The organism is Pedobacter suwonensis, from assembly GCF_007833675.1.
GTDB classification, from domain to species: domain Bacteria; phylum Bacteroidota; class Bacteroidia; order Sphingobacteriales; family Sphingobacteriaceae; genus Pedobacter; species Pedobacter suwonensis.
Genome location: NZ_CP031708.1, coordinates 3737079 through 3760701, shown reverse-complemented (window position 1 = coordinate 3760701; position 23623 = coordinate 3737079). Strand labels below are relative to the sequence as shown.

The window sequence follows — 23623 nt, the reverse complement described above, 5'->3', positions numbered from 1 at the left end:
CGCTAATGAAAACTATTAAAATTTATGTTGCACTTTGCCTATTCATCCTAACTATCAATGAAAATCTATTTGCTGATAACAAATTAGTAAATCGTTTTTCCAATACGCAAACTTCTGAAGTCTATGCCCTTATAGAACGTATTTTGCCTGGTAATTCGAACTCCTTCCTAATCGAAACTATTGCTGATAAGAAAGGGGTTGATAGTTTCTATTTAGCTAGTCAGGATGATAAAATTTTAATTAAAGGAACTAATGCTTTATCGATAGCTAAGGGCTTAAACCATTATCTTAAAACATATTGTCATACATCAATAACATGGTATGCGAATGATAAAATCGAAATTCCAAAACAATTCCCAATAGTTTCAAGTCCGGTTGCCGAAGTTTGTAGATTCGAAAATCGGTTTTTCTTAAATTATTGCACATTCGGCTATACTACTTTATGGTGGAAATGGAGAGATTGGGAGAGACTAATTGACTGGATGGCACTGAACGGTATAAACATGCCCCTTGCGATAACCGGCCAAGAATATGTCTGGCAGAAGGTATGGAAGAAATTTGGCATGACGGAGGCCCAAAGCAGGGCATTTTTTACTGGTCCATCTCACTTGGCATGGCAAAGAATGGGCAACCTGGACAGGTGGTTAGGCCCATTGCCACAAAGTTTTATCAATAATCAATTTGAGCTTCAGAAACAGATCTTGAAAAGAGAGCGTAGCTTCGGAATGAAACCAGTTCTTCCTGCTTTCGCGGGCCATGTTCCATTTGACTTAAAACAAAAGTTCCCTAATATCAAGTTAACAAACCTGGGTTCGTACGATACAGGGAAACAAAATGATGCTTATTTTCTAGATCCGATGGATCCGTTGTTTATTAAGATACAGAAAGCATACCTGACAGAACAACAGAAGTTATTTGGAACTGACCACTTTTACGGTGCTGATCCGTTTAATGAGATGGATCCGCCAAGCTGGAAACCAGGCTATTTAGCAAATGTTGCAAGAACCATTTATAGTGGAATGAAAGCGGTTGATAAAGATGCGGTTTGGATCCAAATGGGTTGGACTTTTTATTATGACCGAAAGCATTGGAACAACCCTACTTTAGAAGCCATGATAAAGGCGGTACCGAAGAACAAAATGATAATTTTAGAATATTTTGGAGAGAAAGCAGAGTTATGGAGAACAACAGATGCCTTTTTTGATGCTCCTTATATTTGGTGTTATCTGGGAAATTTTGGCGGAAATACTCAGTTAGCAGCTCCATTATTGAAAGTATCAAAGCTTCTTCCAGCTGCCGAAAAAGATCCAAACAAAAGACAGATGACAGGTATTGGAACAACACTTGAAGGTTTCGGAGTGAACGATTTTATGTTTGAATGGTTATTTGACTATGCATGGAATGCTGATGCAGAAAATACAACAAAGTGGATTAAAGATTACGCAAACAGCCGCACCGGAAATAAAGATGAAATTATTGAAGCAGGATGGGCTAAATTACTTCCATTGATTTACAACAGCCAGGTATCTGGAGTTGGTCTGGGCAATATCATCCAATCAAAACCGATGTTAAAAAGAAATGGATCATACTCTTCTTTAAGCAGTTATGATTATTCAGCACTAGCCTCAATTTTACCAGTTTTCCTAAAAGCGAATGAAGAGTCGAATAGGAACGCTCGCTTTGAACGTGATTTAGTTATGTTAGAAAAACAGGTACTTGTAAATTTAGCATTATCATTTAGAGATACCATTGCAAAGGCATACTATGCAAAAGACGAAAAATTATTTAACCAATACACACAACATTTTTTATCACTATGTGATGATGTGAATAGCTTAACGGCAACGCAAAGCGAATTAATGCTTGGAAAATGGATAGACGATGCCAGGGGTTTTGGAAAAACTGATGAAGAGAAAAATTACTACGAAAAAAGTGCAAGGGTACTCATTACAACCTGGGGTGGCGAAGGGAATGGAATTACAGATTATGCTGCAAAAGATTGGTCAGGTTTAATAGCCACTTACTATAAACCAAGGTGGGAACTATTTTTCGATGAATTAAGAAAGACTATTAAATCAGGAAATGAACCCGACATGGCGAGTTTCGACAAAAAGCGCGCAAAATTTGATTGGGAATGGACCGATAAAAATCACAGTACGCAATCTTTTTCTCCAACCCCAACTCCGAACGCTATTAAAGTTTGTGAAGATTTATATAAAAAATGGATACCATATCTTTAAATTGAACAGGGTTTAAATAAAATCGCCTACAGGATGATGGAGAAAACAGAACCAAAAACCATCGACGAATATATTGCGCTATTTCCAATAAAAACGCAGGAAATGTTGCAGCAGATTAGAAAAAGCATACAAAATGCAGCACCGGATGCCGTGGAACTAATCAGCTACAAAATGCCTGCCTTTAAGCAAAATAAGGTTTTGGTATATTTCGCTGCTTATGAAAAACATATTGGCTTTTATCCCACCGGCGATGGAATCGAGGCCTTTAAAGCTGAATTTTCCGACTTTAAATGGAGTAAAGGTGCTGTTCAGTTTCCTTTGAATGAGCCTTTACCTTTAGACTTAATTACCAGAATCACAAAATTTAAAGCGGAAAAAGATTTGGAAAAAGTAAAAAAATAAAATCATCAAATGATAGGCTACCTTATTAGCAAATTGGATAGCGGCCTGCTAGCACGATGGTACAATGTTTAAAGCGCTGAAATATATACAGGATGACGATCTCATGATAGAATATTAATCACATTAAGATTATTATTCTTAACATATTCCGTTGCAACCATAACATGATATTGCAATATTGATTACTCGAAAAATATCTTTTATTTTTTTCGCCTATTTTTCTTCTCGTTAGTCTTCACAGCATTTTCAGTATCTAAATAATCTTTTCCTGTTTCCGCCTTTATCCAGGCATACCTGGCAGTCACGCAATGAGGGCAAAAGTATTTTTTAATAGGAAGGAAAAAAAGTAAATTTTTTATTAACCAAGGCCTAGGTATTTGATAGTGATATGGTGTGTTGCATTTCCAACATCGGGGATATAAATTAGACATCAATTTTTAAAGTTATATATTCGGTTAGCCCGATTTAGAAAAACAAATACTGTGCCAATAGTTGAATCACGTTAAAGGACCTTTATCGTATCTATCTCAACTGTTTTTATACAACTGAACTTTTCCACTACTGTTCGTGGAAAAATTGGTCTCAAAAATCCCGCAAATCCTGATTAGCTTTGCTACCTTAATTTAGGATATGTTAACTCACCATAAAATAATTGCAGCCGAATTAAAAGTTGCAGAAAAACAAATAACTGCAACCATAAATCTATTAGATGAAGGCGCAACTGTTCCGTTTATTTCCCGTTACCGTAAAGAGGCGACCGGCAGCTTAGATGAGGTCGAGGTGGCCGCAATCCGCGATCGGGTTTTGCAATTACGTGATTTGGGCAAACGCCGCGAAGCGATTTTAAAATCGATGACCGAGCTAGGCAAGTTAACACCCGAACTTGAGGAACAGATTAACCAGGCGGAAACCATTTCGCTTCTTGAAGACATTTACCTGCCTTATAAGCCGAAACGTAAGACACGTGCATCGGTTGCAAAAGAAAAAGGATTAGAACCTTTGGCTTTACAAATTCTCGAACAGCGCAACTTTGACCTTGCTGCTGAAGCCAATAAATTTGTCGATCCCGAAAAAGCAGTGAATTCGCTTGATGAAGCTTTAGCTGGCGCAAGAGATATTATTGCCGAGATGATCGCCGAGAATGCAGAGGCTCGCAACAAAATGCGGACTTATTTCCAGGAAAAGGCTGTTTTTAAATCAGAAGTAATCAAAGGTAAAGAAGAGGAGGGTATTAAATATAAGGATTATTTTGAATGGAGTGAGCCGGTTAAAACAGCCGCATCCCACCGTGTTTTGGCCATGCGCCGGGGCGAAAAAGAGCTGATTTTAAGACTAGATGCACTTCCACCGGTTGAAGAGGCCATCTCTATCCTCGAAAACCAGTTTATTGCAGGCAATAATGCGGCTTCCAAACAGGTACAGCAAGCTTTAGAAGATGGATACAAGCGCTTACTTGAGCCTGCCATGGAAACAGAATTGCGTGTTTTTACCAAACAAAAAGCAGATGAGGAAGCCATCCGCGTTTTTGCCGAAAATGCACGCCAATTGTTATTGGCAGCTCCGATGGGACAAAAAAATGTCATGGCTATCGATCCAGGATTCCGTACCGGTTGTAAGGTGGTTTGCTTAGATAAACAAGGCCAGTTGTTAGAGAATACAGCAATTTATCCGCATACCGGACAGGGAAATGTGAAAAACGCCGAATTTACTATCCGGCAACTTTGCGAAAAGCATAATATTGAAGCTATCGCGATTGGTAACGGCACTGCCGGAAGGGAAACTGAAGCTTTTGTTAGAACATTAAATCTACCTAATATTACCATAGTGATGGTTAACGAAAGTGGTGCTTCAATTTATTCGGCATCAGAAGTGGCCAGAGAAGAGTTCCCTACGCATGACATCACCGTGCGTGGAGCCGTTTCAATTGGTCGCCGTTTAATGGATCCTTTGGCCGAACTGGTTAAAATTGATCCAAAATCCATCGGCGTTGGCCAATATCAGCACGATGTTGATCAGAATAAATTGCAGGCAAGTTTAGATGATACCGTAATCAGTGCGGTAAATGCGGTGGGAGTAGAATTAAATACCGCTTCAAAACAGATCTTAGCATACGTTTCCGGCTTAGGGCCAACTTTAGCAAAAAACATTGTTGACTATAGGAATACCCATGGTGCTTTTAAAAACCGCGAAAGTTTAAAAAAGGTACCGCGGTTAGGTGATAAAGCTTATGAGCAGGCAGCGGGTTTCTTACGTATCCGCAATGGCGAAAATGTTTTGGATACCAGCGGCGTACACCCTGAACGTTATGCAGTAGTAGATCAAATGGCTAAAGACCTTGGCACTACGGTGTCTGCTTTAATGAAAGATACGCAATTGCAAAAACAGATTAAACTACAGCAATATGTTACAACGGAAATCGGTTTACCAACATTAACAGATATTTTAAAAGAATTGGCAAAGCCCGGCCGTGATCCACGCGAACAGTTTGAGGCTTTTAACTTTACCGATGGGGTGAATGAAATTTCTGATTTGAGAGTAGGAATGAAACTTCCAGGCATTGTAACCAACATTACCAATTTTGGAGCTTTTGTTGATATTGGCGTACACCAGGATGGCTTGGTACACACCAGTCAGCTGGCAAACCGTTTTGTCGCTAATCCAAATGACGTAGTAAAGGTGCACCAAAAAGTCGAAGTTACGGTGATGGAAGTTGATGTAGCCCGTAAAAGGATTTCGTTGTCAATGAAGACTGAAGCTAATCCGAAGTCAGAAGCCCGGAATCGGGAGCCGAAGGAGCAGAAGCCTAAGCAGAATTTCAAATCAAATAATAATAACAAACCAAACTTCAAGCCGCGTAATGAACCAAAAGATGCTAATGGCGATTTACAGGAAAAATTGGCAAAACTGAAAGGGATGTTCAAATAATTAGTTACTGAGCGGCACAGGTAAGCTTGTGCCGCTTCAGTTAGAGAATTACTGGAGCGCAATTAATAATCGAACTGGTGGGTATAATCTTTATTAACATCAACGGTAACCCCATCATCATTGGTAACCACTTTGCCATCAATCTCCGCTTTATAACTGATCTGATAACTGGCATTAAAGTTAATACACTGCGCACTTGCACTAATCACATCAACTGGCAATATGGTCTCTATTACATAGGTTTTGGTACTTCCCGTAAAATCGTCTTTACCTAAAGAAATAGCAGCCTCATTGTTTCTGGTTACGCCATTTACCTTCCAGATGGTTTTAGTGCCTTTAGTATCACCGCCTACAATTACAAAAGAAACGTAATCGTCTGTTGCATTCACACCGTTTGCAGTAATGGTAAATTTTGCAGTTTTACCACTTTTTGAAGGAGTTGTTTCTGAATCCTTTTTACAAGAAAACAGTAGCGAAAAAACAAGAGCAAGAGATAATAATGTTGAAATTTTTTTCATAGGTTTTTAGTCTTTTTCTTAGCATTTGTGCCAATTAAGTGCCAAGACTAATAACTATAAATAAAATACTATGTTCCCGGTAAACGGAACTACCTGTTTTTAGGTAGTTTTTCGATAATATCTTATTATTTAATGTTTGTTATGACATACAATGTCCTAAAATTACAGCTGCGAAAAACGGATTTACAATTACTAACCCATGCTCAACAGCTGCTAAAAGGTTTAAATCTGCCATGCAAATTGAATAATTACCCGTTCTGTTTGATTTTGAAACTACAACCCCGCAAACTTATCCCGAAGCTCTAATCTTTTTTTAGGTAAACTATCAGGATAGTTTTGCTGAATAAAAGCAATCATTGCTTCCCTTACATAGCACCTTAAATCAAAAGCCCTCGACGAATTCGAAGCACTCATCAAAAAACGAACCTCGATGGTTCCGTCTTTAATACTGTCGGTAACCTGTACAACATTTACCCTTTTATCCCACAAAGGATTTTCATTCAACAATCTTGTTAATTCCTGTCGCATTGGTTCAATCGGAATTGTATAATCAAGGTATAAAAAAACTGTTCCGAGCAGATCAGCCGAAACACGTGTCCAGTTTTGGAATGGCTTTTCGATAAAATAGGTAATTGGCAGGATTAAACGTCTTTGGTCCCAGATATTAACGACTACATAGGTTAATGTAATTTCTTCTACCTTACCCCACTCCCCTTCCACAATCAACACATCATCAATTCTTATCGGCTGGGTAAAGGCAATCTGAAAACCGGCCAATAAATTACCAAGCGATTTCTGTGCTGCAAAACCGATGATAATCCCTCCTATACCAACGCCTGTAAGCAGCCCCGCCCCGATTTTTCGCATGCTTTCAAAACTCAACAGAATAATAGCAATAGTAACCAAAACAATAAGCGAAACAATAAACTTTCGCACAAACTGCAACTGTGTTCTTATCTTACGCTCTTTTAAATTATTTTCTTTGTTTAGATCATATTTCAGGTAAAAATAGTCTTCTAAAACGTTAATGGCCCGCACCAAAATCAGCGCAAAAATAATTGTGAGGGCGATTTCCAATGCCTTGCTTATTGGAAGGCGGTAGGCTGGCGACATCTCCATCAGCGTTAAGGAAAAATTGAGGAACAGTAAAGGAATAAAAAAAGCAATAGGCCTCTTCAAATGCTTTACTGTAGATTTAATAATAATAAAATCCCACCAGCGAGAAAGCAGGATAAAAGTTTTATGAATAATAAACCTGATTAAAATACCAAGAAATACCGCTATAAAACCAATAATGAGGTTCTTGAAAAACAAAGGAATAGGGAAACCGAAAAGCTGGTCGAGATACTGCATAAACGAAATTTGCTGGTTAATAAATGTGGCGGTAAGCCATTTGACATTGTTTATAACAGCCAGATTTTTGGATTGTTTGTCAATACAAAACCATTAGCCGCAAATAAATTATCTACATTAGCATTTTATACATCCTCAAAAGATAAACATGGATTTCTTTGATGCCCACAGTATATTTTTCACAGTTTTTGGCTATAAATTGAGCTATCTGGAATTTTTCGCTGTAATTACTGGAATCGTTTCTGTTGTTCTGTCAGCAAAAGCCAGTGTCTGGAGCTGGCCCGTAGGTATTATAAATGTATTTTTATCCGCCTTTTTATATTATCAAAGTCAGCTTTATCCTGATATGTTTCTAATGGTTTTCTTTTTTGTAACCAACATAATGGGCTGGTGGCGATGGACAAATCCAAAACCTGAAGAAGAAGATAGAAACAAAGAGCTTAAAATCAGCTTTATGCCCCTAAGGCAATTTATGTATTTATTGGCCGTTGGCATTTTTGGCACATTATTAATAGGCACTTTGGCTGGTCAGCTCCACAATTGGCTGCCTCTATTATTTAATTTGCCCAGTGCTTACCCTTTTGTTGATTCATTTATTTTTGTAATGAGTGTAATCACCACTTTCCTAATGATCCAAAAAAGAGTAGAATGTTGGATCATCTGGCTGATAATTGATATTGTTGCCACCTATCTCTATTTCCTAAAAGGGATTAAATTTATGGGAATTGAATATTTCATCTTTACCATTATTGCAGGCTTTGCCTTATGGAACTGGATTAAGGAATACAAGGGTTACAGTAAAACAATATCGAATACTGAAGATTTATAGATCTGACTTCGACTTACAAAACATTTTTTTATCTTTAACTTAAATCCTAAATGATATGACAGCGAAACAGATGCTTCCTATCATCCCTGATAATATAGTAGTTAATAAAATTTACGGGTTAAGAGGCCTAAAAGTGATGCTGGATAGTGATCTGGCGGAGTTGTATGGCGTAGAGACTAAACGTGTCAATGAGCAGGTTGGTAGAAATCCTGATCGGTTTCCAGAAGATTTCATGTTTCAACTGACTGATGAAGAGTGGTTAAACTTGAAGTCGCAATTTGCGACTTCAAGTTGGGGCGGTAGAAGAAAACTTCCTTTTGTTTTTACCGAACATGGCATTCTGATGCTGTCAAGCGTATTAAACAGCAAGCAGGCTATCCAAGTAAATATCCAGATTGTCAGGATTTTCTCCCGAATACGGCAATTTATTATTGACAGCGGTGAACTTAAACTTGAAATCGAAGAAATTAAGCAAAAAGTAAGCAATCAGGATAAAAACATCGAACTGGTTTTTACCTATCTGGATAAACTCATTGATAAGAAAATCGAGCCAAGGAAAAGAATTGGATATATGCCTGATGATCTGTAATAGCGGCATATAATCCGGTAATATTTGCTTACTGCGATTGCAACGATATCCTGGTAATTTGCATTAGCTTATTCACGATGTCATTCGGAGACACGAAGCATCAGTAAATGATGAACAGTTGTTTTAAACCTCAGCAGACAGCAAATTAAGATTGGCGTAAACCCGATGGAAGCAACCAGAAGGGCTGTGGTTTTACTTTAGCGGAACAACTATTGCATTTTTATATCGCCGCTTTGTTCACAGTAAAGATATTTTATATCAAAAATTTTCCTTCCAACTATTTGATAATAAAAGTATTCTATCTATCTTTGCAGTCCCAAATTTAATGGGAATAATAAATTGTTTAATAAATTAAATACAAGCAAGTGAATACGTTAAGTTACAAAACTGTCTCGGCCAATGCTAAAACTGTAAACAAACAGTGGATTGTTGTTGATGCGGAAGGCGAGATTTTGGGGCGCTTGTCATCGAAGATCGCTATGATCATCCGTGGTAAAAACAAGCCTGAGTACACCCCACACGTAGACTGCGGTGATAACGTTATTGTTATTAATGCAGACAAGGTTAAATTGACAGGAAACAAATTCAGCGAAAAGCAATATGTTTCTTACACTGGTTATCCAGGTGGTCAACGTTTTATTTCTCCTAAGGAATTAATGGCGAAACACCCTCAACGTGTAATCGAGAAAGCGGTACGTGGTATGTTACCGAAAACTAAATTGGGTAAAAAATTATACACCAATCTTTTTGTGTATGCTGGTGCAAACCACCCTCATGCGGCTCAATCTCCAAAAACCATTAAACTTTAAGAAATGTCAGTTACTAACACTTCAGGAAGAAGAAAAACAGCTGTTGCACGTATCTACTTAAAAGATGGTGCTGGCGCAATTACCGTTAACGGTAAAGATCACAAAGAATATTTCCCTACTTTACCTTTACAATATATCGTAAACCAAAGTTTAGAAGTTGCTGAACTTGCTGGCCGTTATGATATTACTGTAAACGTACAAGGTGGTGGAGTAAAAGGACAAGCAGAAGCTGTTCGTTTAGCTATTGCTAAAGCGATTGTTGAACTAGATGCGGAGAAAAAACCTGCATTACGTGCTAAAGGCCTGATGACGCGTGATATGCGTATGGTTGAGCGTAAAAAACCAGGACGTGCTAAAGCCCGTAAGAAATTCCAATTCAGTAAACGTTAATCACAGGAGGCAACAACAATGGCAAGAACAACTTATCAAGACTTATTGGATGCAGGTGTACACTTTGGTCACCTTACCCGTAAATGGAATCCAAAAATGGCTCCTTACATTTTCATGGAGCGTAATGGCATTCACATTATAGATTTAAATAAAACTTTAACTAAAACTGAAGAGGCTGCGGCTGCGATCAAACAAATCGTAAAATCAGGACGTAAAGTATTATTTGTTTCAACAAAAAAACAAGCAAAAGGAATCGTAGCTGAACAAGCTAAAAAAGTAAACATGCCTTTCGTAACCGAGCGTTGGTTAGGTGGTATGTTAACTAACTTTGCTACTGTTCGCAAGTCAATCAAAAAGATGTCTAACATCGATAAAATGACTAAAGACGGTACTTATTCGATCTTATCTAAAAAAGAGCGTTTAATGATTCAACGTGAGCGTATTAAATTAGAATCACTTTTAGGTGGTATTGCTGATTTAAACCGTTTACCTGCAGCTTTATTCTTAATCGACGTTAAGAAAGAGCACATCGCGGTAACTGAAGCGTTAAAATTAAACATCCCTACTTTTGCGATGGTTGATACTAACTCTGACCCTTCTAACATCGATTTCCCGATTCCGGCGAATGATGATGCTACAAAATCTATCTCTTTAATTACTGATGTAATCATTAAAGCGATTGAAGAAGGTTTGGAAGAGCGTAAACGCGAAAAAGATGATGAGGCAGAAAAAGAAGCAGTAGCCGCTAAAGCAGCAGCTGATGCTCCTGAATCAAAAGAGCCTAGACGTAAAAAAGCTGCTGAGGCAGAAGTTGAAGCGTCAGCATCAGAAGAAACTAAAACAGAAGAATAGTAATATTTTTTAATTGCAGGTTACTGGTTTCAGGTTTTAAGTTGGCTTAACATGAGTTTAACTTGGCGCTTGTAACTTGTAACCTGTAATTGTTATAACAAGATTGTAAAATTTAAAAGAGGAAATAAAATGTCTACAGTACAAATTACTGCCGCAGATGTAAATAAACTACGCCAACAAACTGGTGCTGGTATGATGGATTGCAAAAAAGCTTTATTAGAAGCTAATGGCGATTTCGAAGCTGCTGTTGATTTATTACGTAAAAAAGGTCAAAAAGTATCTGCTGCCCGTTCTGGTAATGCTACTTCTGAAGGCTTGGTGTCAATTGCTGTTTCAGCAGATGGTACTAATGGTAAATTAGTTGCTTTGGCTTGTGAAACTGAACCAGTTTCTAAAGTTGAAGATTTCCGTAATTTAGCTCAGGCTGTTTTAGCTGCCGCAGTTGAAAACAATCCTGCTACTACTGAAGAATTATCAGCAATTACTTTGGAAGATGGACGTACAGTTGCTGAAACCATTACTGAATTAACCGGTAAAATCGGAGAGAAAATTGTTATTCAGGAATATGCAAATATCTCTGGCGAAAAAATCGTTTCTTATATCCACTCTAACGGTAAAATGGGTGTTTTAGTAGTATTTGAAGGTGCTAATGGCGCAGATATTACTGAAGCTGGTAAAGATGTTGCGATGCAAATTGCTGCAATGAACCCAGTTGCTGTTGACAAGGACGGTGTTGATCCGGCTACTATCGAACGCGAAATCGAGATTGCGAAAGATGTTATCCGTCAGGAAGGCAAACCAGAAGAAATGGTAGAAAAAATTGCTGCCGGTAAATTGAACAAATTCTACAAAGACAGCACTTTATTAAACCAGGAGTTTGTTAAAGATAGCTCTATGGATGTGCGTAAATTTTTAGATAACACTGCTAAAGGTTTAACCGTATCTGCTTTCAAACGCGTACAATTAGGTGCATAAGCATTTATAAAAATATATTTAGAAGCCTCAAGAAATTGAGGCTTTTTTTATGCATTGCAATTAAGTATCACAATATAGCTACAATATTTAACTTTGAATCTATAAGCTTAACCTACTTAAACATTTTAATATGCCTAAAGTAATATCCAATACCTCTTATTTTCAGGACGACATTTTAATAAAAAACCAGGACATCATAATTGATGGCACGATCATTTCAGGCCTTAGCGAAAGCAGCAATGAAAAAAACGAATCTTCGCTGGCTGTGCCTGGTTTTATTGACTTACAGATTTATGGTGCAGGAGATAGGTTATTCTCTGCCGATCCAACTGTCGAATCATTAACCATAATGGAAGATGACCTGCTTAAAAAAGGTACAACCGGTTTCTTAGCCTGTATGGCAACAAATTCTCAGGAAGTTTTTAATGAGTGCATCAAAGCAGCCAAAGCACATCGATCAACAGCAAAAAATTGCCTAGGGTTACATCTGGAAGGACCATTTTTGAATCCAAAACGTTTAGGTGCACATGTACCTGCGTTTGTCAGGAAAGCCTCGATTGATGAGATTAAAAAATTAATCGATTTTGGGGATGGCGTGATTAAAATGATGACCATTGCACCAGAACTGCAGGATGATGAGGTAATTCAATGCCTGCTAGATCATGGAGTGGTGGTTTCACTTGGGCATAGCAACGCGACATTTGAAGAAGCTACAGCCGCTTATAATAAAGGCATCCAAACCACAACCCACCTGTTTAATGCCATGAGTCCCATCCATCATCGCGAACCCGGCATACCAACAGCAGTGTTCAGTCATGATAAGGCTATGGCCAGTATTATTGCCGATGGACAACACGTAGATTTCGAAGTGATTAAATTTGTGCAGAAAATATTAAAAGAACGTTTATTTCTTATCACCGATGCCGTTACAGCCTGTTCTACCGGACCATATCAACACGTCGAAAAAGGGAACAAATTTGTGATGCCCGATGGCACATTATCGGGTTCGTCGCTAACCATGTTAGAAGCCGTTAAAAATTGTGTATCACATTGCGATATCAGTTTAAATGAGGCAATAAAAATGGGAACCCTGTATCCTGCGAAATTAATTGGCATTGACAAACTCACCTCATGTATAAGTATTGGGCAACAGGCAAACCTACTACTCATTGATGATCATTTTAATTTAAAAGAGGTCATATTTCAGGGTAAAACGGTATAAAGCATTCAATATGGTCAAAAAAATTGCCGCGGCATTATTATTCTTGTCAATTTGCGCCGTTAATTCCTGGGGGCAAAAAATAAATACCGCTTTTTCCATAATACCGCTTGGCGTAAAGGGTGGCGATGATGAGAGCAATTTATCCAGCTATATGATTGCGCCAGAAGGCAGCAATAACTATGTCTGCCTTGATGCAGGCACCATCAATGCAGGTATTCAAAAGGCAATTAATCTTAGGTCACTTAACGGCACCAGCGAAGAAACTCAGCGTAAACTGATTAAAGGGTATTTGATTTCGCATGCACATTTAGATCATGTGGCCGGTTTAATAATCAACTCGCCAGCTGATACCGCAAAAAACATCTATGGCATTCCTTCAGTGCTTAATATTTTAAGGGATAAATATTTTACCTGGGATGCCTGGGCCAATTTTGCCAACGAAGGCGAAAAACCACAGTTAAAAAAATATACTTATTTCCCACTTATTGAAGGCATTACTTACTCGCTGGCCGGCACCGAAATGAAGGTAAAAGCTTTTGAACTGAGCCATGGTAATCCTTATAAAAGTACTGCTTTTCTCATCAGCCACGATGATAGCTATGTACTTTATCTGGGAGACACCGGTGCCGATGAAATTGAGCAATCGGATAAACTCTTTAAATTGTGGCAGGCAGTAGCACCCTTAGTCAACTCAAGACAGTTAAAAGCTATATTCCTGGAGGTTTCTTTCCCGAATGAACAACCGGATAAACAATTGTTCGGGCACCTTACACCGAGACTTTTCTTTAGTGAACTTTCTAAACTGGAAGCCCTAACCCATGAAAAAGCATTCAAGAAAGTTTCGTTTATTGTAACGCATACTAAACCGCCACTTCAATCTGCAGAAAAAGTAAAACAGCAATTGATTTTGGAGAATGTAAAAGGCTTAAAATTAATTTTTCCCGAGCAAGGGAGGCGTTTAAAAATCAATTAAAACAGGGGCACTATTTCAAGGTATTGCCCTTTTCTTTTAAAATCAATATTTCTATTTAAATATTTACATCAATTATTAAAAACCATAGCCAGGTATTAAAAAAATGTTAATATTTTTGGGGCCATGAAATATAAACGCATCCTACTTAAGCTTAGTGGAGAATCACTAATGGGCACAAAACAATATGGAATTGATAATGAACGCGTTAAACAATATGCTGAAGATATCAAGGCTGTACACGATAAAGGCTTAGAAATCGCAATCGTTATTGGAGGAGGAAATATTTTTCGAGGCCTAAGCGCCGAAAAAAGTGGGATGGACAGGGCACAGGCAGATTATATGGGCATGTTGGCTACGGTAATCAACTCTATGGCCTTGCAAGATGCTTTAGAGAAAGTTGGCATCAAGACACGTTTACTTACTGCCATTAAAATGGAACAGATTTGCGAACCATTTATCCGCAGAAGAGCTGTTCGGCATTTAGAGAAAGGCCGTGTGGTTATTTTTGGTGCAGGAACCGGCAACCCATACTTTACAACAGATTCTGCTGCGGCTTTACGTGCTATAGAAATCAAAGCTGATGTTGTGCTAAAAGGAACACGTGTAGACGGTATTTATACTGCAGATCCTGAAAAAGATCCATTGGCTACTAAATACGAAGAAATTTCTTTTAGAGAAGTTTACAATAAAGGCCTTAATGTTATGGATATGACAGCTTTCACCCTTTGCGAAGAAAACCAATTGCCAATTATTGTGTTTGATATGAACAAACATGGCAATTTTATGAAAATCGCTAGTGGCGAACCGATTGGAACACTGGTTAAATAAGGTATAAAAATTATTATTTTCGTAGAAATAGACACAATTATGAACGACCTCATACAATTACAATTAATGGATGCTCAATCTGCAATGGAAAGGGCCATCGATCATTGTGAATCTGAATTAACTAAAATCAGGGCTGGTAAAGCATCAGCTGGAATGTTGGACGGTATTTTCGTAGATTATTATGGTGCAGCTACAGCATTGTCACAGGTAGCGAGTATCAATACGCCTGATGCCAGGACCATCGTCATCCAACCATGGGAAAAATCGCTTTTAACAGCAATTGAAAAAGCTATCCAGGTAGCCAACATTGGCATCAACCCGCAAAATGATGGTATCGTGATCCGCCTGGTTGTTCCACCGTTAACTGAAGAGCGCAGAAAAGAATTGGTAAAAAAGGTGAAAGAAGAAGCCGAAAGAGGTCGTATTACCGTTCGCAATATCCGCAAAGATGCCAATACCAAAATTCAGAAATTAAAGGGTGAAGGCGTATCTGATGACGAAATTAAAACAGGTGAGGGAGAGGTACAAAAATTAACTGATGCCTACATCATCAAAGTTGATAAACATGCCGAAGCTAAAGAAAAAGATGTAATGACCGTTTAATCTTTACAAAAATAAAGAATTGGGAATAGACTTAAACTATTCCCTTTTTTTATGCCCCTATTTTTTAGCGCTGGAACCCCTAACATTTAATATGGTGGGCAATGAAACCTGCGTTATCTTTTCGGCAGACTTACTGCCCTTTTTAAGTTTTTTCAATAGAATCTTCATTACGTTTTCTGCAATGGCTTCAAGAGGTTGGGCGATCGCTGTAACCGGGGGTTCACAAAATTCCAAAATTTCAAAATCATCAAAGGAAACAACAGCAATGTCCTGATGAATCTGAATACCTAGTTTCCTAAACGTTCTCAAACCATCCAGGCAAATATAGTTAGCGGCAAATAACACGGCGTCAAGTTGCTTCTCGGCCTTAAAAAAATCGATCATTTCCTTAATCGATTCGGCAGAGTTTACATAATTAATCTTCTTAACAATTGCAGGCAGGTTGTATTTCTCTACAGCCTTTTCGTAACCAGCCAAACGATCAACCATCTGTTGCTGAACGGTATCAATGGTTACAAAACCGATCTTTTTATAGTCGTTTTTAATAAGGTGTTCAATGGCATTGTAGGTGCTGTTCTGGTTATCAATAATGACATAATCGGTTTTAACATCCTGTACATACCGATCAAACAACACTACCGGAGCATCTGTCTGGATCAGTTTTTTCACTTCTTCTTCCAAGCCTTCAGGTAAAGCCATAATGTAGCCGTCAACATGTCTGTCTTTAAAAATATGGAGCAGTTCAATTGCTTTTTCAGTATCGTTTCTGGTACTGCTAAATAAAATTTTATATCCCAGGCTCGAAGCAATTTCATCAATCCTGCGTGCTATCCCGGCAAAAAAAGGTTCAGAAATATCATCAACCAGGAAACCTATAATTTTCGTTTTGCCTGTTCTTAAGCTTGTTGCGAGGGCATTGGGATGATAATTTAGTTCGGCCACCAGGTCTAAGACCTTTTTAGTAAGCGATTCACTGATGTTTTTTTCCCTTGCTTTCCCATTAATCACAAAAGAAACAGTGGTGATGGAGATATTTAACTGTTTAGCAATGTCTTTAATTGAAATGCGTTTCTTTATCACAGGCCTAAAACGAATAAAATTTGATGGTTAATATAACAATATATCATATAAATATAGAATGATATGATGAAATCGCCTAAAAATAAAAAAGAGCAACCTATCCAGGATTGCTCGATTAACTAACTTATTATTCATAAAAAATGCTGTTGGGGAAGGAGTCGAACCTTCAAGGGGTAGTTAGCTACAGTTCAAAAAATTAATTTGTGGTCAACCCAATAAACTGCGTTTGTCCCATTATTCCCCACCACCGAGACAAGGAGGCGTGTCTGCCAATTTCACCACCCAACATTTTAGTCTGTAGTCCAAAGCCTGCAGTCGTAAGTCCACTAAAGACTATAAACTATTGACTTAGGACTACAGCAGCTGTAGGGGAAGGAATCGAACCTTCAAGGAGTGGTTAGTACCAAAATTGGTATATTCCCATTATTCTCCGCCACCGAGACAAGGAGGTGTGTCTGCCTGTTTCACCACCCTACATTATGTTTAACAATTCTGAAAGAACGTTTCCTTTTTGCTAATTGCTTGATACAAATGTAAAGGAACAACCAATACCTTGCAAATATTTTAAACATTTAATTTTATTTTTATAATATTAATAAATATTTGTAATTTCGCTTATCATAATTCAAAAATATGCTTAAAAAAGACAATTCCAATTTAGAAATTGACAACCTCGATATCGATATATTGAAGCAATTGATGCAGGATGCCACTAAACCGTATACAGAAATTGCCAAAGATCTTATTGTTTCCGGCGGAACGATCCATGTTAGGATGAAGAAACTGCAAGAAATGGGCATTATAAAAGGTTCCCATCTCATTATTGATCCGCAAAAGGCAGGGTATGATATTTGTGCATTTCTGGGTATTTATCTCGAAAAAGGAATCCAGTATAAAGATGCAGTTGCACAGCTGAGCAAAATTAAGGAGGTGGTAGAATTACATTACACTACCGGGGCTTATAGTATGTTCGCCAAAATTATCTGCAGAGACACCAATCACTTACGCCACGTTTTAAATGAAGAAATACAGGCAGTAAACGGCATACAACGTACAGAAACTTTAATATCATTGGAAGAAAGTATTAAGCGGCAGATCGAATTGGGGTAAGCGGATAGACTAAAGTAAAAATGTTTCATTAAGAACAACATACTTTAGACCTTATCTATCTTAAATGGTAGTAATGCTTTGGGTTTTCCTGATGCTTATTGGAAATTAACGCTTAGTATGGCTTCGGAAACGGCAGTCCCGTTATCCGCTATAGTCCCGATGAAAAAATCGGGAGCTGCCGCTACTACCGGGTTTAGGAACAAAGATTTGTGCAGATAAGAACCCAGCCCAAAATAGCACTACTTAAGGTACCGCCTGGACCCGATTGGAGTGAATAGCCCGATTTTTTCATCGGGAAAAAACGAAAAGCGGGGAAAAAATTTAATAATTGCACAGCGCCTGCTCTCCAAATCCGAATAATGATCATATTTTTTTGATAATGCCCTTTGACTGCGCTCTATCAAAAACAGATCACTAAAAAATATCGTCATTGAGAGAAGGAACGACGAAGTAATCTTTCCCGGCAAACGAACCTTACTATAAAGCTTGCTACGTCGACTGAAAAGCCTTCTTATATTGACAATTTATTCAGGAGATCTGTAACGATCAATTCTCCTATTATCTATATTAAGTTTTATACACAACAAATCATCGCTCGAAAGGACGGACTTATTTATTTCAGCAATTGGTAAGCAACCAGGGCAGCAATATATGCCATCGCCGTCATATACGCCAGCTGAATTACCGGCCACTTCCAACCCTTGGTTTCGCGGTAAACAATAGCAACTGTGCTCATGCACTGCATGGCAAAAGCATAAAAAAGCATCAGCGAAATACCAGTGGCAAAAGTATAAATTGGCAAGCCCGTGCGGCTATTAACCGAGGCAGACATGCGCTCCCTTATCGTTGAGGTATCTTCATCACCACCATCAACGCTATAAATGGTAGCCATTGTACCAACAAACGCTTCACGGGCGGCAAATGAAGTAATTAAACCTATGCCAATTTTCCAGTCATAACCCAACGGACGGATAACAGGCTCTATCCAGTGTCCAAGAATACCTACATAGGAGTTTTCCAGTTTTTCGGTTGCCAGCAGGGTTTTAATGTGATCGGTATTTTTTGTCGTATCAGCCAGGGCCGATTCGTATTTTTTATCAATGTTTTCAAAGCGGTTGCCCGGTCCGAAAGAAGCCATTACCCAAAGGATAATGGAAATGGCGATGATTACCTTACCGGCCTCGAACACAAAGGTTTTTGATTTTTCATACATGGTGTAAAACACGTTTTTCCATCTTGGCATACGGTAAACCGGCAGCTCCATGATAAAATAAGACCTTTCTTTCGTTTTAATGATAAATTTCATTACCCATGCTACCAATACCGCAGCAATAATCCCTACAAGATACATAACCATCAGCGCCAAACCTTGCAGGTTAAAAATGCCAAGAACGGTTTTAGATGGGATAATTAATGAAATGATTAAAATATATACCGGAAGTCTTGCCGAACAACTTACCAGTGGCGTAACCATGATGGTAATCATTCTATCTTTCCAATTTTCAATATTTCGGGCAGCCATAATAGAGGGTACAGCACAGGCTAAACCGCCAATCATCGGTACAACCGATTTACCGTTGAGCCCAACCTTGCTCATAACTTTATCCATCATAAAGGTAACACGAGCCATATAACCCGTATCTTCCAGAACAGATATGAATGCGAAAAGAATGGCAATTTGTGGAATGAAAACAAAAATGCCACCCAAACCGGCAATTACACCATCCAGCAACAAATCGGTAAGCATGCCTGCCGGCAAATATTCATGCCCTATGCTGGTTATAAAACCAAAACCAGTTTCGATCCACTCCATCGGATAAGATGACCAGGCAAAAATTGCATTGAAAATTACAAAAAGGATGAGCATAAAAATGGCAAATCCCCAGACTTTATGGGTTAAAACAGCGTCTAGCTTATCACTAAAAGAAAATTTCTTTTCGGTGCCTTTATCAATAACCACATCAGATAAAACAGTGCCGAGATATTTATATCTGGCAATGGTTTCTGCAGCCTGAATTTTAGAAGATTCGAAATGGTGAGACTGTTCAATATGTTCAATTTCTTCCTGTTCTTTTTCGGTGAAGAAGGTTAAATGTTCATGCTGATGTAACACCTGCAGTGCATAATAATCGTTGTCTGAATTCAGCTTCGTCTTTATGGCATTTATTGCCTCCGGAGCAAGGAAGTTCACGTCTATATCCTGGTACTGCGTGGCAATTTTATTGGTATTGGCAATAGCCTGTTTCAGCCTGTCAATCCCGATATTGTTTCTTGCCGAAATGGAAACTACCTGGATACCCAATTTTTCGGATAGTTTATCCAGATTGATTTCAATCCCCTGCCTGGCGGAAAGATCGATCATGTTAAGCGCCAAAATGATTGGGATACCCAAATCTGCCACTTGGGAATATAAAAGCATGTTACGCTTTAAATTCGAGGCATCGGCAATAAGTACAATCACATCAGGATGACTATTGTTTTTTTTATCGGCAAGTACCTGAAAAACGATACTTTCATCAGTACTCTTCGGATATAAGCTATATGTTCCCGGTAAATCAATAACCTCAGCTTCTTTGCCGTTTTCGAGTTTTGTAAAACCCGTTTTCTTATCAACAGTGATACCCGGAAAGTTTCCAATTTTTTGATTTAACCCTGTTAAACGATTAAATAAAGTAGATTTACCTGTATTGGGATTACCAACTAATGCAACTTTAATATCCAAACCCAGCTTTTTTATTGAATAATAATAACATCAGCTTCACTTTTACGCAAACAAAGCTGATAACCAGCCACACGGATCGCCATAGGATCGCCCAGAGGAGCAAAACGTTCCACCTCTACTACCTCACCCGGTAAGCAGCCCATCTCCATTAACTTTACAGACATATCCAAATCTGTAAAGGCTACGATTGTTCCCTTTTCTCCAACTTTTAGGTGCGACAGTTTCATGTGCTAAATTTGTCGCAAGTTAGCCTTTCTTTAGATTTATTCCAAATAAGATAATGCGGTGGGGACGATAAATTATACAGCTTTACCGTAAAATGATTTAATCCCGCTGCCTTCCTCCTCCAAAGCCACCTCCACCATTGCTACCACGGCCTCTACCACCATCTCCGCCTGCCCTAATCATGTTTTTTCCTCCCATGCGATTTAAGGAATAGGTAAATGAAAACATGAAATAACGCCGCAATACATTGTAGCTCTCATCACGTATGGTATTATTATTGGCTGTGCGGCTTACGCCTTGATTTTCATTTAGCAAATCATTCACTGCCGCTTTTAAAGTACCCCTGTTTTTGAAAAATTGCTTGCTTATGTAAGAATTTACTAAAGTAAAACGGGTATCAAAACCCTCTCCCCTGCCTGTATTTTGGTTATAGTCTGCATCAACTGACCAGCGGATATCACCTGGAAACAAATAGCTTACACTAATATTGGGGCTAAAAGTATAATATCGTGTATTGGAACCGGATTGAACGGAATAGGTAGCCCTGTTTATTGAACCGTTAACACCTGCGGTCAGATCAAGTTTATCCAAGTTGGAAACTAAACGGTAACCATTATTAATCGACCAGCTATTGGTGATGTTCTTTAACGTATTGGTAAAGTTTACATCCCTGCCGTAGTTGCCACTAATGTTGATATGGAAATTAAGTTTATTTTCTGTCATGATGGGTAAACTTAATGAAGAAGATAATGAACCTGAATAAACGCCATTTACGTTTACAGGCAAAACAGCAAATTTGCCCTGGTTAGCCCCACTCTCGATCAGACTGCTGCTATTGGCAATTTTGTTCGAGGTTTGGGTAAGGTTTATATTTATAAATAACGATCTGTTTTTACCGGGCGTAAATGTGTTATAGGCAATGCGCAACGTATTGTTGAACTCAGGTTTCAAATCAGGGTTTCCCAATGGTATACTTTGCGTATTGGTATTGTTTGGAATAGGCTGCAATTGCTGTATGGAGGGCTGACTGGTGCTGCCCCTGTAATTAAAAACCAATCGCTTGCTGTTGCTGAAATTATACCGAAACATGGCAGAAGGGGTATAGTTAAATACGTTCTGTTTTAGTATAAATCCTCTGGTAATATTATCGTTTTTCCGATCGGTATTCTGAACGGCCATCCCTACATTCCAGTTGTATTTTTTAGCCATTTTATTAAAACTGAAACCAGCCGTATTAGTTAAAATCGTGTTTTCATAAACGTTACTTAACGAATCATTCAGCAAATCATAATTTAGTGTAGCCGGATTAAAATCGTAGGTAAAGCGCTCAGAGGTATTGTGATTATAGCCGTTCTGGTAGTTAAACTCAATGCTTAATGTTTTATTTAATGGCTCTGTGTATACCAACCGGGTATTTTGGTTAATAGATTCGCTTTCCTGATCATTAAGCTGGTTAATAATCTTCTCTGTTTTAACATTATCTTTTTCGCGCGTTTCAGGATTGTAATTATAATTATCGGCGTCGTTATTGTTGATATTGGTATTAAGATTCAGCGATAACGTCCTGCCGCGGCGCATAAACTTTTTTCGCAATAAAATATTGTTGCTGACAGCTGGCGATGTATTATGGTTAGTTAACCGCTGAGCGCCATCTGTAGTATAGGTACCAAAATCACGGGTATAAGTACTGCTGTTCACGCTTTCATTATTGGTATAGCTTAAATTTGGCTGTATGCGCAAGGAAGTGAGCGAATCTAGTTTGGTATCGACCATAAAATTTAAACGGTGGTTCAAACGGTCTGCAGTATTATTTTGGTTGTTGTTGAAAACTGTGGTTACATTACCCAAAAGATTTTGGGTAACACTGTTCCTTAAAATCAGGTTATCAGATTTATTAACGAAATAACTAAAATTAATTTCAGTTTGATCGGCATACACATCCGAAAAGTTGACCCCACCGGCTTTGGTATCGGTAATACCACTACGTCCGCCATTGCCACCCCCGCCACCCAGGCCACCACCAAAATTTTGCCTGTTCACATTGTTAAACTGAGCCACTACACTCAATCGCTTATCCTGATCGAAATGGTTGATATTCGCATTCACATCGTAACGGTCATCAGAACCATAACCACCGGTGCTATTCCCGAAATAGCCATTTTTTTTCTCCTTCTTTGTAGTAATATTAATGATTTTGGTTCTTGAACCATCATCAATTCCGGTAAACTGTGCCTGATCTGAAAGTTCATCAATAATCTGAATTTTATCGATCATATCGGCGGGAAGGTTTTTAGTGGCCAGCAATGGATCATTGCCAAAAAATTCTTTACCATCAACTCTTACCTTGGTAATGGTTTCGCCCTGGGCCTTCACTGTTCCGGCTTTATCGACCTCTAATCCTGGCAATTTCTTTAACAGATCTTCTACTACAGCATTCTCAACCACTTTAAACGAGCTTGCATTAAACTCAAGCGTATCCTTTTTTACTACAATTGGTGGGATTTCGGCTTTAATATCAACCGTTTGAAGATCAATCGCCCCTCCTTCCAAAACAATATCAGCGAGGGTTATATCTGCTTGATCTGCAGTAATTGTAAAATCTTTAGTGGCATTTTTTAAACCCAAATACGCTGCATATAATCTGTATTTACCCGGATTTAAATTTTTAAAAACAAACTTCCCATCTTCTGTGGTATTTGCAGCACCTACCGTACTTGAGTCTGCCAGATTTTTAAGCGCTAAAGAAGCATAATCAATTGGCTTTTTATCTGTCGATTGGATAATCCTTCCGCTAACAGAACCCGTTTTCTGGGCGTATACATAAAAAGATGATAAAATAAGTAGAAGGGTAAAAATTTGTTTCATTCGGTTACTTTGGCTTATAGCATAAAGACAGCGGGCTGTTATAAAGGTTTATTTTGTTTTGAGTAACAATTGAAATACATAAAATGTCAATTGTACATTTAATATGGTCAGAT

Annotated in this window: 20 protein-coding genes and 1 tRNA gene; 14 read left to right on the top strand and 7 right to left on the bottom strand. The window is 38.4% G+C overall.

The annotated features are described in order from the left end of the window. Positions 1–5 precede the first annotated feature (5 nt). The 3 genes from DV942_RS15490 (at position 6) to DV942_RS15480 (ending at position 5567) form a co-directional block, all read left to right on the top strand. A complete protein-coding gene (locus DV942_RS15490; protein ID WP_145858933.1) occupies positions 6–2240 on the top strand; it encodes an alpha-N-acetylglucosaminidase in 2235 nt (744 codons plus the stop codon). A gap of 33 nt (positions 2241–2273) precedes the next feature. Then, positions 2274–2642 carry an iron chaperone gene (locus tag DV942_RS15485; RefSeq protein WP_244950714.1) on the top strand — a complete coding sequence of 123 codons (369 nt, stop codon included), beginning with the start codon at positions 2274–2276 and terminating at the stop codon, positions 2640–2642. A 630-nt stretch (positions 2643–3272) separates the two neighbouring features. Beyond that, positions 3273–5567: a Tex family protein gene (locus DV942_RS15480; RefSeq protein ID WP_145858929.1), complete on the top strand. Its 2295-nt coding sequence runs from the start codon at positions 3273–3275 to the stop codon at positions 5565–5567. Positions 5568–5629: 62 nt separating this feature from the next. On the opposite strand, the gene DV942_RS15475 is transcribed toward DV942_RS15480, so the two are convergent. Beyond that, entirely contained in the window at positions 5630–6085 is a 456-nt protein-coding gene (locus tag DV942_RS15475) for a hypothetical protein (protein WP_090982971.1), read from the bottom strand. Positions 6086–6358: 273 nt separating this feature from the next. Continuing rightward, on the bottom strand, positions 6359–7438 hold the full coding sequence (locus DV942_RS15470; RefSeq protein ID WP_145858925.1) for a mechanosensitive ion channel family protein: 1080 nt from the start codon (positions 7436–7438) through the stop codon (positions 6359–6361). A 148-nt stretch (positions 7439–7586) separates the two neighbouring features. Here DV942_RS15470 and pnuC point away from each other — a divergent pair, with 148 nt between their 5' ends. The 10 genes from pnuC to frr all read left to right on the top strand — a co-directional run bounded on the left by pnuC (position 7587) and on the right by frr (position 15508). Then, on the top strand, positions 7587–8267 hold the full coding sequence (gene pnuC / locus DV942_RS15465; RefSeq protein WP_145858923.1) for a nicotinamide riboside transporter PnuC: 681 nt from the start codon (positions 7587–7589) through the stop codon (positions 8265–8267). A gap of 55 nt (positions 8268–8322) precedes the next feature. After that, entirely contained in the window at positions 8323–8856 is a 534-nt protein-coding gene (locus DV942_RS15460; protein ID WP_222431115.1) for an ORF6N domain-containing protein, read from the top strand. A 365-nt stretch (positions 8857–9221) separates the two neighbouring features. After that, entirely contained in the window at positions 9222–9665 is a 444-nt protein-coding gene (rplM, locus tag DV942_RS15455; RefSeq protein WP_039481184.1) for a 50S ribosomal protein L13, read from the top strand. Between the two features lie 3 nt (positions 9666–9668). After that, positions 9669–10055: a 30S ribosomal protein S9 gene (gene rpsI / locus DV942_RS15450; protein ID WP_039481187.1), complete on the top strand. Its 387-nt coding sequence runs from the start codon at positions 9669–9671 to the stop codon at positions 10053–10055. 18 nt (positions 10056–10073) lie between these two features. Next, positions 10074–10907, top strand: a complete 834-nt coding sequence (gene rpsB, locus DV942_RS15445) for a 30S ribosomal protein S2 (RefSeq protein WP_090982964.1) — start codon at positions 10074–10076, stop codon at positions 10905–10907. A gap of 129 nt (positions 10908–11036) precedes the next feature. Continuing rightward, the gene (tsf, locus tag DV942_RS15440; protein WP_145858921.1) at positions 11037–11882 is read left to right on the top strand and encodes a translation elongation factor Ts; all 846 of its coding nucleotides are present in this window, start codon (positions 11037–11039) and stop codon (positions 11880–11882) included. A gap of 130 nt (positions 11883–12012) precedes the next feature. Beyond that, positions 12013–13104: an N-acetylglucosamine-6-phosphate deacetylase gene (gene nagA / locus DV942_RS15435; protein ID WP_145858919.1), complete on the top strand. Its 1092-nt coding sequence runs from the start codon at positions 12013–12015 to the stop codon at positions 13102–13104. Positions 13105–13114: 10 nt separating this feature from the next. Continuing rightward, positions 13115–14077 carry an MBL fold metallo-hydrolase gene (locus DV942_RS15430; RefSeq protein WP_145858917.1) on the top strand — a complete coding sequence of 321 codons (963 nt, stop codon included), beginning with the start codon at positions 13115–13117 and terminating at the stop codon, positions 14075–14077. A gap of 123 nt (positions 14078–14200) precedes the next feature. Then, entirely contained in the window at positions 14201–14905 is a 705-nt protein-coding gene (pyrH, locus tag DV942_RS15425) for a UMP kinase (protein ID WP_090982955.1), read from the top strand. Positions 14906–14944: 39 nt separating this feature from the next. Further along, positions 14945–15508, top strand: a complete 564-nt coding sequence (gene frr / locus DV942_RS15420; RefSeq protein WP_090982952.1) for a ribosome recycling factor — start codon at positions 14945–14947, stop codon at positions 15506–15508. Positions 15509–15565: 57 nt separating this feature from the next. Here the strand turns inward: frr and DV942_RS15415 are convergent, their stop codons facing one another. After that, a complete protein-coding gene (locus DV942_RS15415) occupies positions 15566–16588 on the bottom strand; it encodes a LacI family DNA-binding transcriptional regulator (RefSeq protein WP_244950713.1) in 1023 nt (340 codons plus the stop codon). Positions 16589–16731: 143 nt separating this feature from the next. After that, positions 16732–16876, bottom strand: a tRNA-Asp gene (locus DV942_RS23520). 345 nt (positions 16877–17221) lie between these two features. On the opposite strand from DV942_RS23520, the gene DV942_RS15410 reads away from it, so the two are divergent. Beyond that, positions 17222–17698 (top strand): Lrp/AsnC ligand binding domain-containing protein, encoded by a 477-nt coding sequence (locus DV942_RS15410; protein ID WP_025145395.1) that lies wholly within the window; start codon positions 17222–17224, stop codon positions 17696–17698. Between the two features lie 613 nt (positions 17699–18311). On the opposite strand, the gene feoB is transcribed toward DV942_RS15410, so the two are convergent. The 3 genes from feoB to DV942_RS15395 all read right to left on the bottom strand — a co-directional run bounded on the left by feoB (position 18312) and on the right by DV942_RS15395 (position 23510). Continuing rightward, a complete protein-coding gene (gene feoB, locus DV942_RS15405) occupies positions 18312–20420 on the bottom strand; it encodes a ferrous iron transport protein B (protein ID WP_145858914.1) in 2109 nt (702 codons plus the stop codon). An 11-nt stretch (positions 20421–20431) separates the two neighbouring features. Continuing rightward, positions 20432–20647, bottom strand: coding sequence for a FeoA family protein (locus DV942_RS15400; protein ID WP_055913318.1), 216 nt, complete (start codon positions 20645–20647; stop codon positions 20432–20434). A gap of 97 nt (positions 20648–20744) precedes the next feature. After that, positions 20745–23510, bottom strand: coding sequence for an outer membrane beta-barrel family protein (locus tag DV942_RS15395; RefSeq protein ID WP_145858911.1), 2766 nt, complete (start codon positions 23508–23510; stop codon positions 20745–20747). Positions 23511–23623 lie beyond the last annotated feature (113 nt).

Excerpts from the sequence above, each read along its gene's own strand:
- DV942_RS15400 (WP_055913318.1), bottom strand. The coding sequence starts at position 20,647 with ATGAAACTGTCGCACCTAAAAGTTGGAGAAAAGGGAACAATCGTAGCC.
- DV942_RS15470 (WP_145858925.1), bottom strand. The coding sequence starts at position 7,438 with ATGCAGTATCTCGACCAGCTTTTCGGTTTCCCTATTCCTTTGTTTTTC.
- nagA (WP_145858919.1), top strand. The coding sequence starts at position 12,013 with ATGCCTAAAGTAATATCCAATACCTCTTATTTTCAGGACGACATTTTA.
- pyrH (WP_090982955.1), top strand. The coding sequence starts at position 14,201 with ATGAAATATAAACGCATCCTACTTAAGCTTAGTGGAGAATCACTAATG.
- tsf (WP_145858921.1), top strand. The coding sequence starts at position 11,037 with ATGTCTACAGTACAAATTACTGCCGCAGATGTAAATAAACTACGCCAA.
- rpsI (WP_039481187.1), top strand. The coding sequence starts at position 9,669 with ATGTCAGTTACTAACACTTCAGGAAGAAGAAAAACAGCTGTTGCACGT.
- rpsB (WP_090982964.1), top strand. The coding sequence starts at position 10,074 with ATGGCAAGAACAACTTATCAAGACTTATTGGATGCAGGTGTACACTTT.
- DV942_RS15395 (WP_145858911.1), bottom strand. The coding sequence starts at position 23,510 with ATGAAACAAATTTTTACCCTTCTACTTATTTTATCATCTTTTTATGTA.
- DV942_RS15460 (WP_222431115.1), top strand. The coding sequence starts at position 8,323 with ATGACAGCGAAACAGATGCTTCCTATCATCCCTGATAATATAGTAGTT.
- DV942_RS15410 (WP_025145395.1), top strand. The coding sequence starts at position 17,222 with ATGCTTAAAAAAGACAATTCCAATTTAGAAATTGACAACCTCGATATC.
- DV942_RS15475 (WP_090982971.1), bottom strand. The coding sequence starts at position 6,085 with ATGAAAAAAATTTCAACATTATTATCTCTTGCTCTTGTTTTTTCGCTA.
- DV942_RS15430 (WP_145858917.1), top strand. The coding sequence starts at position 13,115 with ATGGTCAAAAAAATTGCCGCGGCATTATTATTCTTGTCAATTTGCGCC.
- DV942_RS15490 (WP_145858933.1), top strand. The coding sequence starts at position 6 with ATGAAAACTATTAAAATTTATGTTGCACTTTGCCTATTCATCCTAACT.
- frr (WP_090982952.1), top strand. The coding sequence starts at position 14,945 with ATGAACGACCTCATACAATTACAATTAATGGATGCTCAATCTGCAATG.
- DV942_RS15480 (WP_145858929.1), top strand. The coding sequence starts at position 3,273 with ATGTTAACTCACCATAAAATAATTGCAGCCGAATTAAAAGTTGCAGAA.
- DV942_RS15485 (WP_244950714.1), top strand. The coding sequence starts at position 2,274 with ATGATGGAGAAAACAGAACCAAAAACCATCGACGAATATATTGCGCTA.
- pnuC (WP_145858923.1), top strand. The coding sequence starts at position 7,587 with ATGGATTTCTTTGATGCCCACAGTATATTTTTCACAGTTTTTGGCTAT.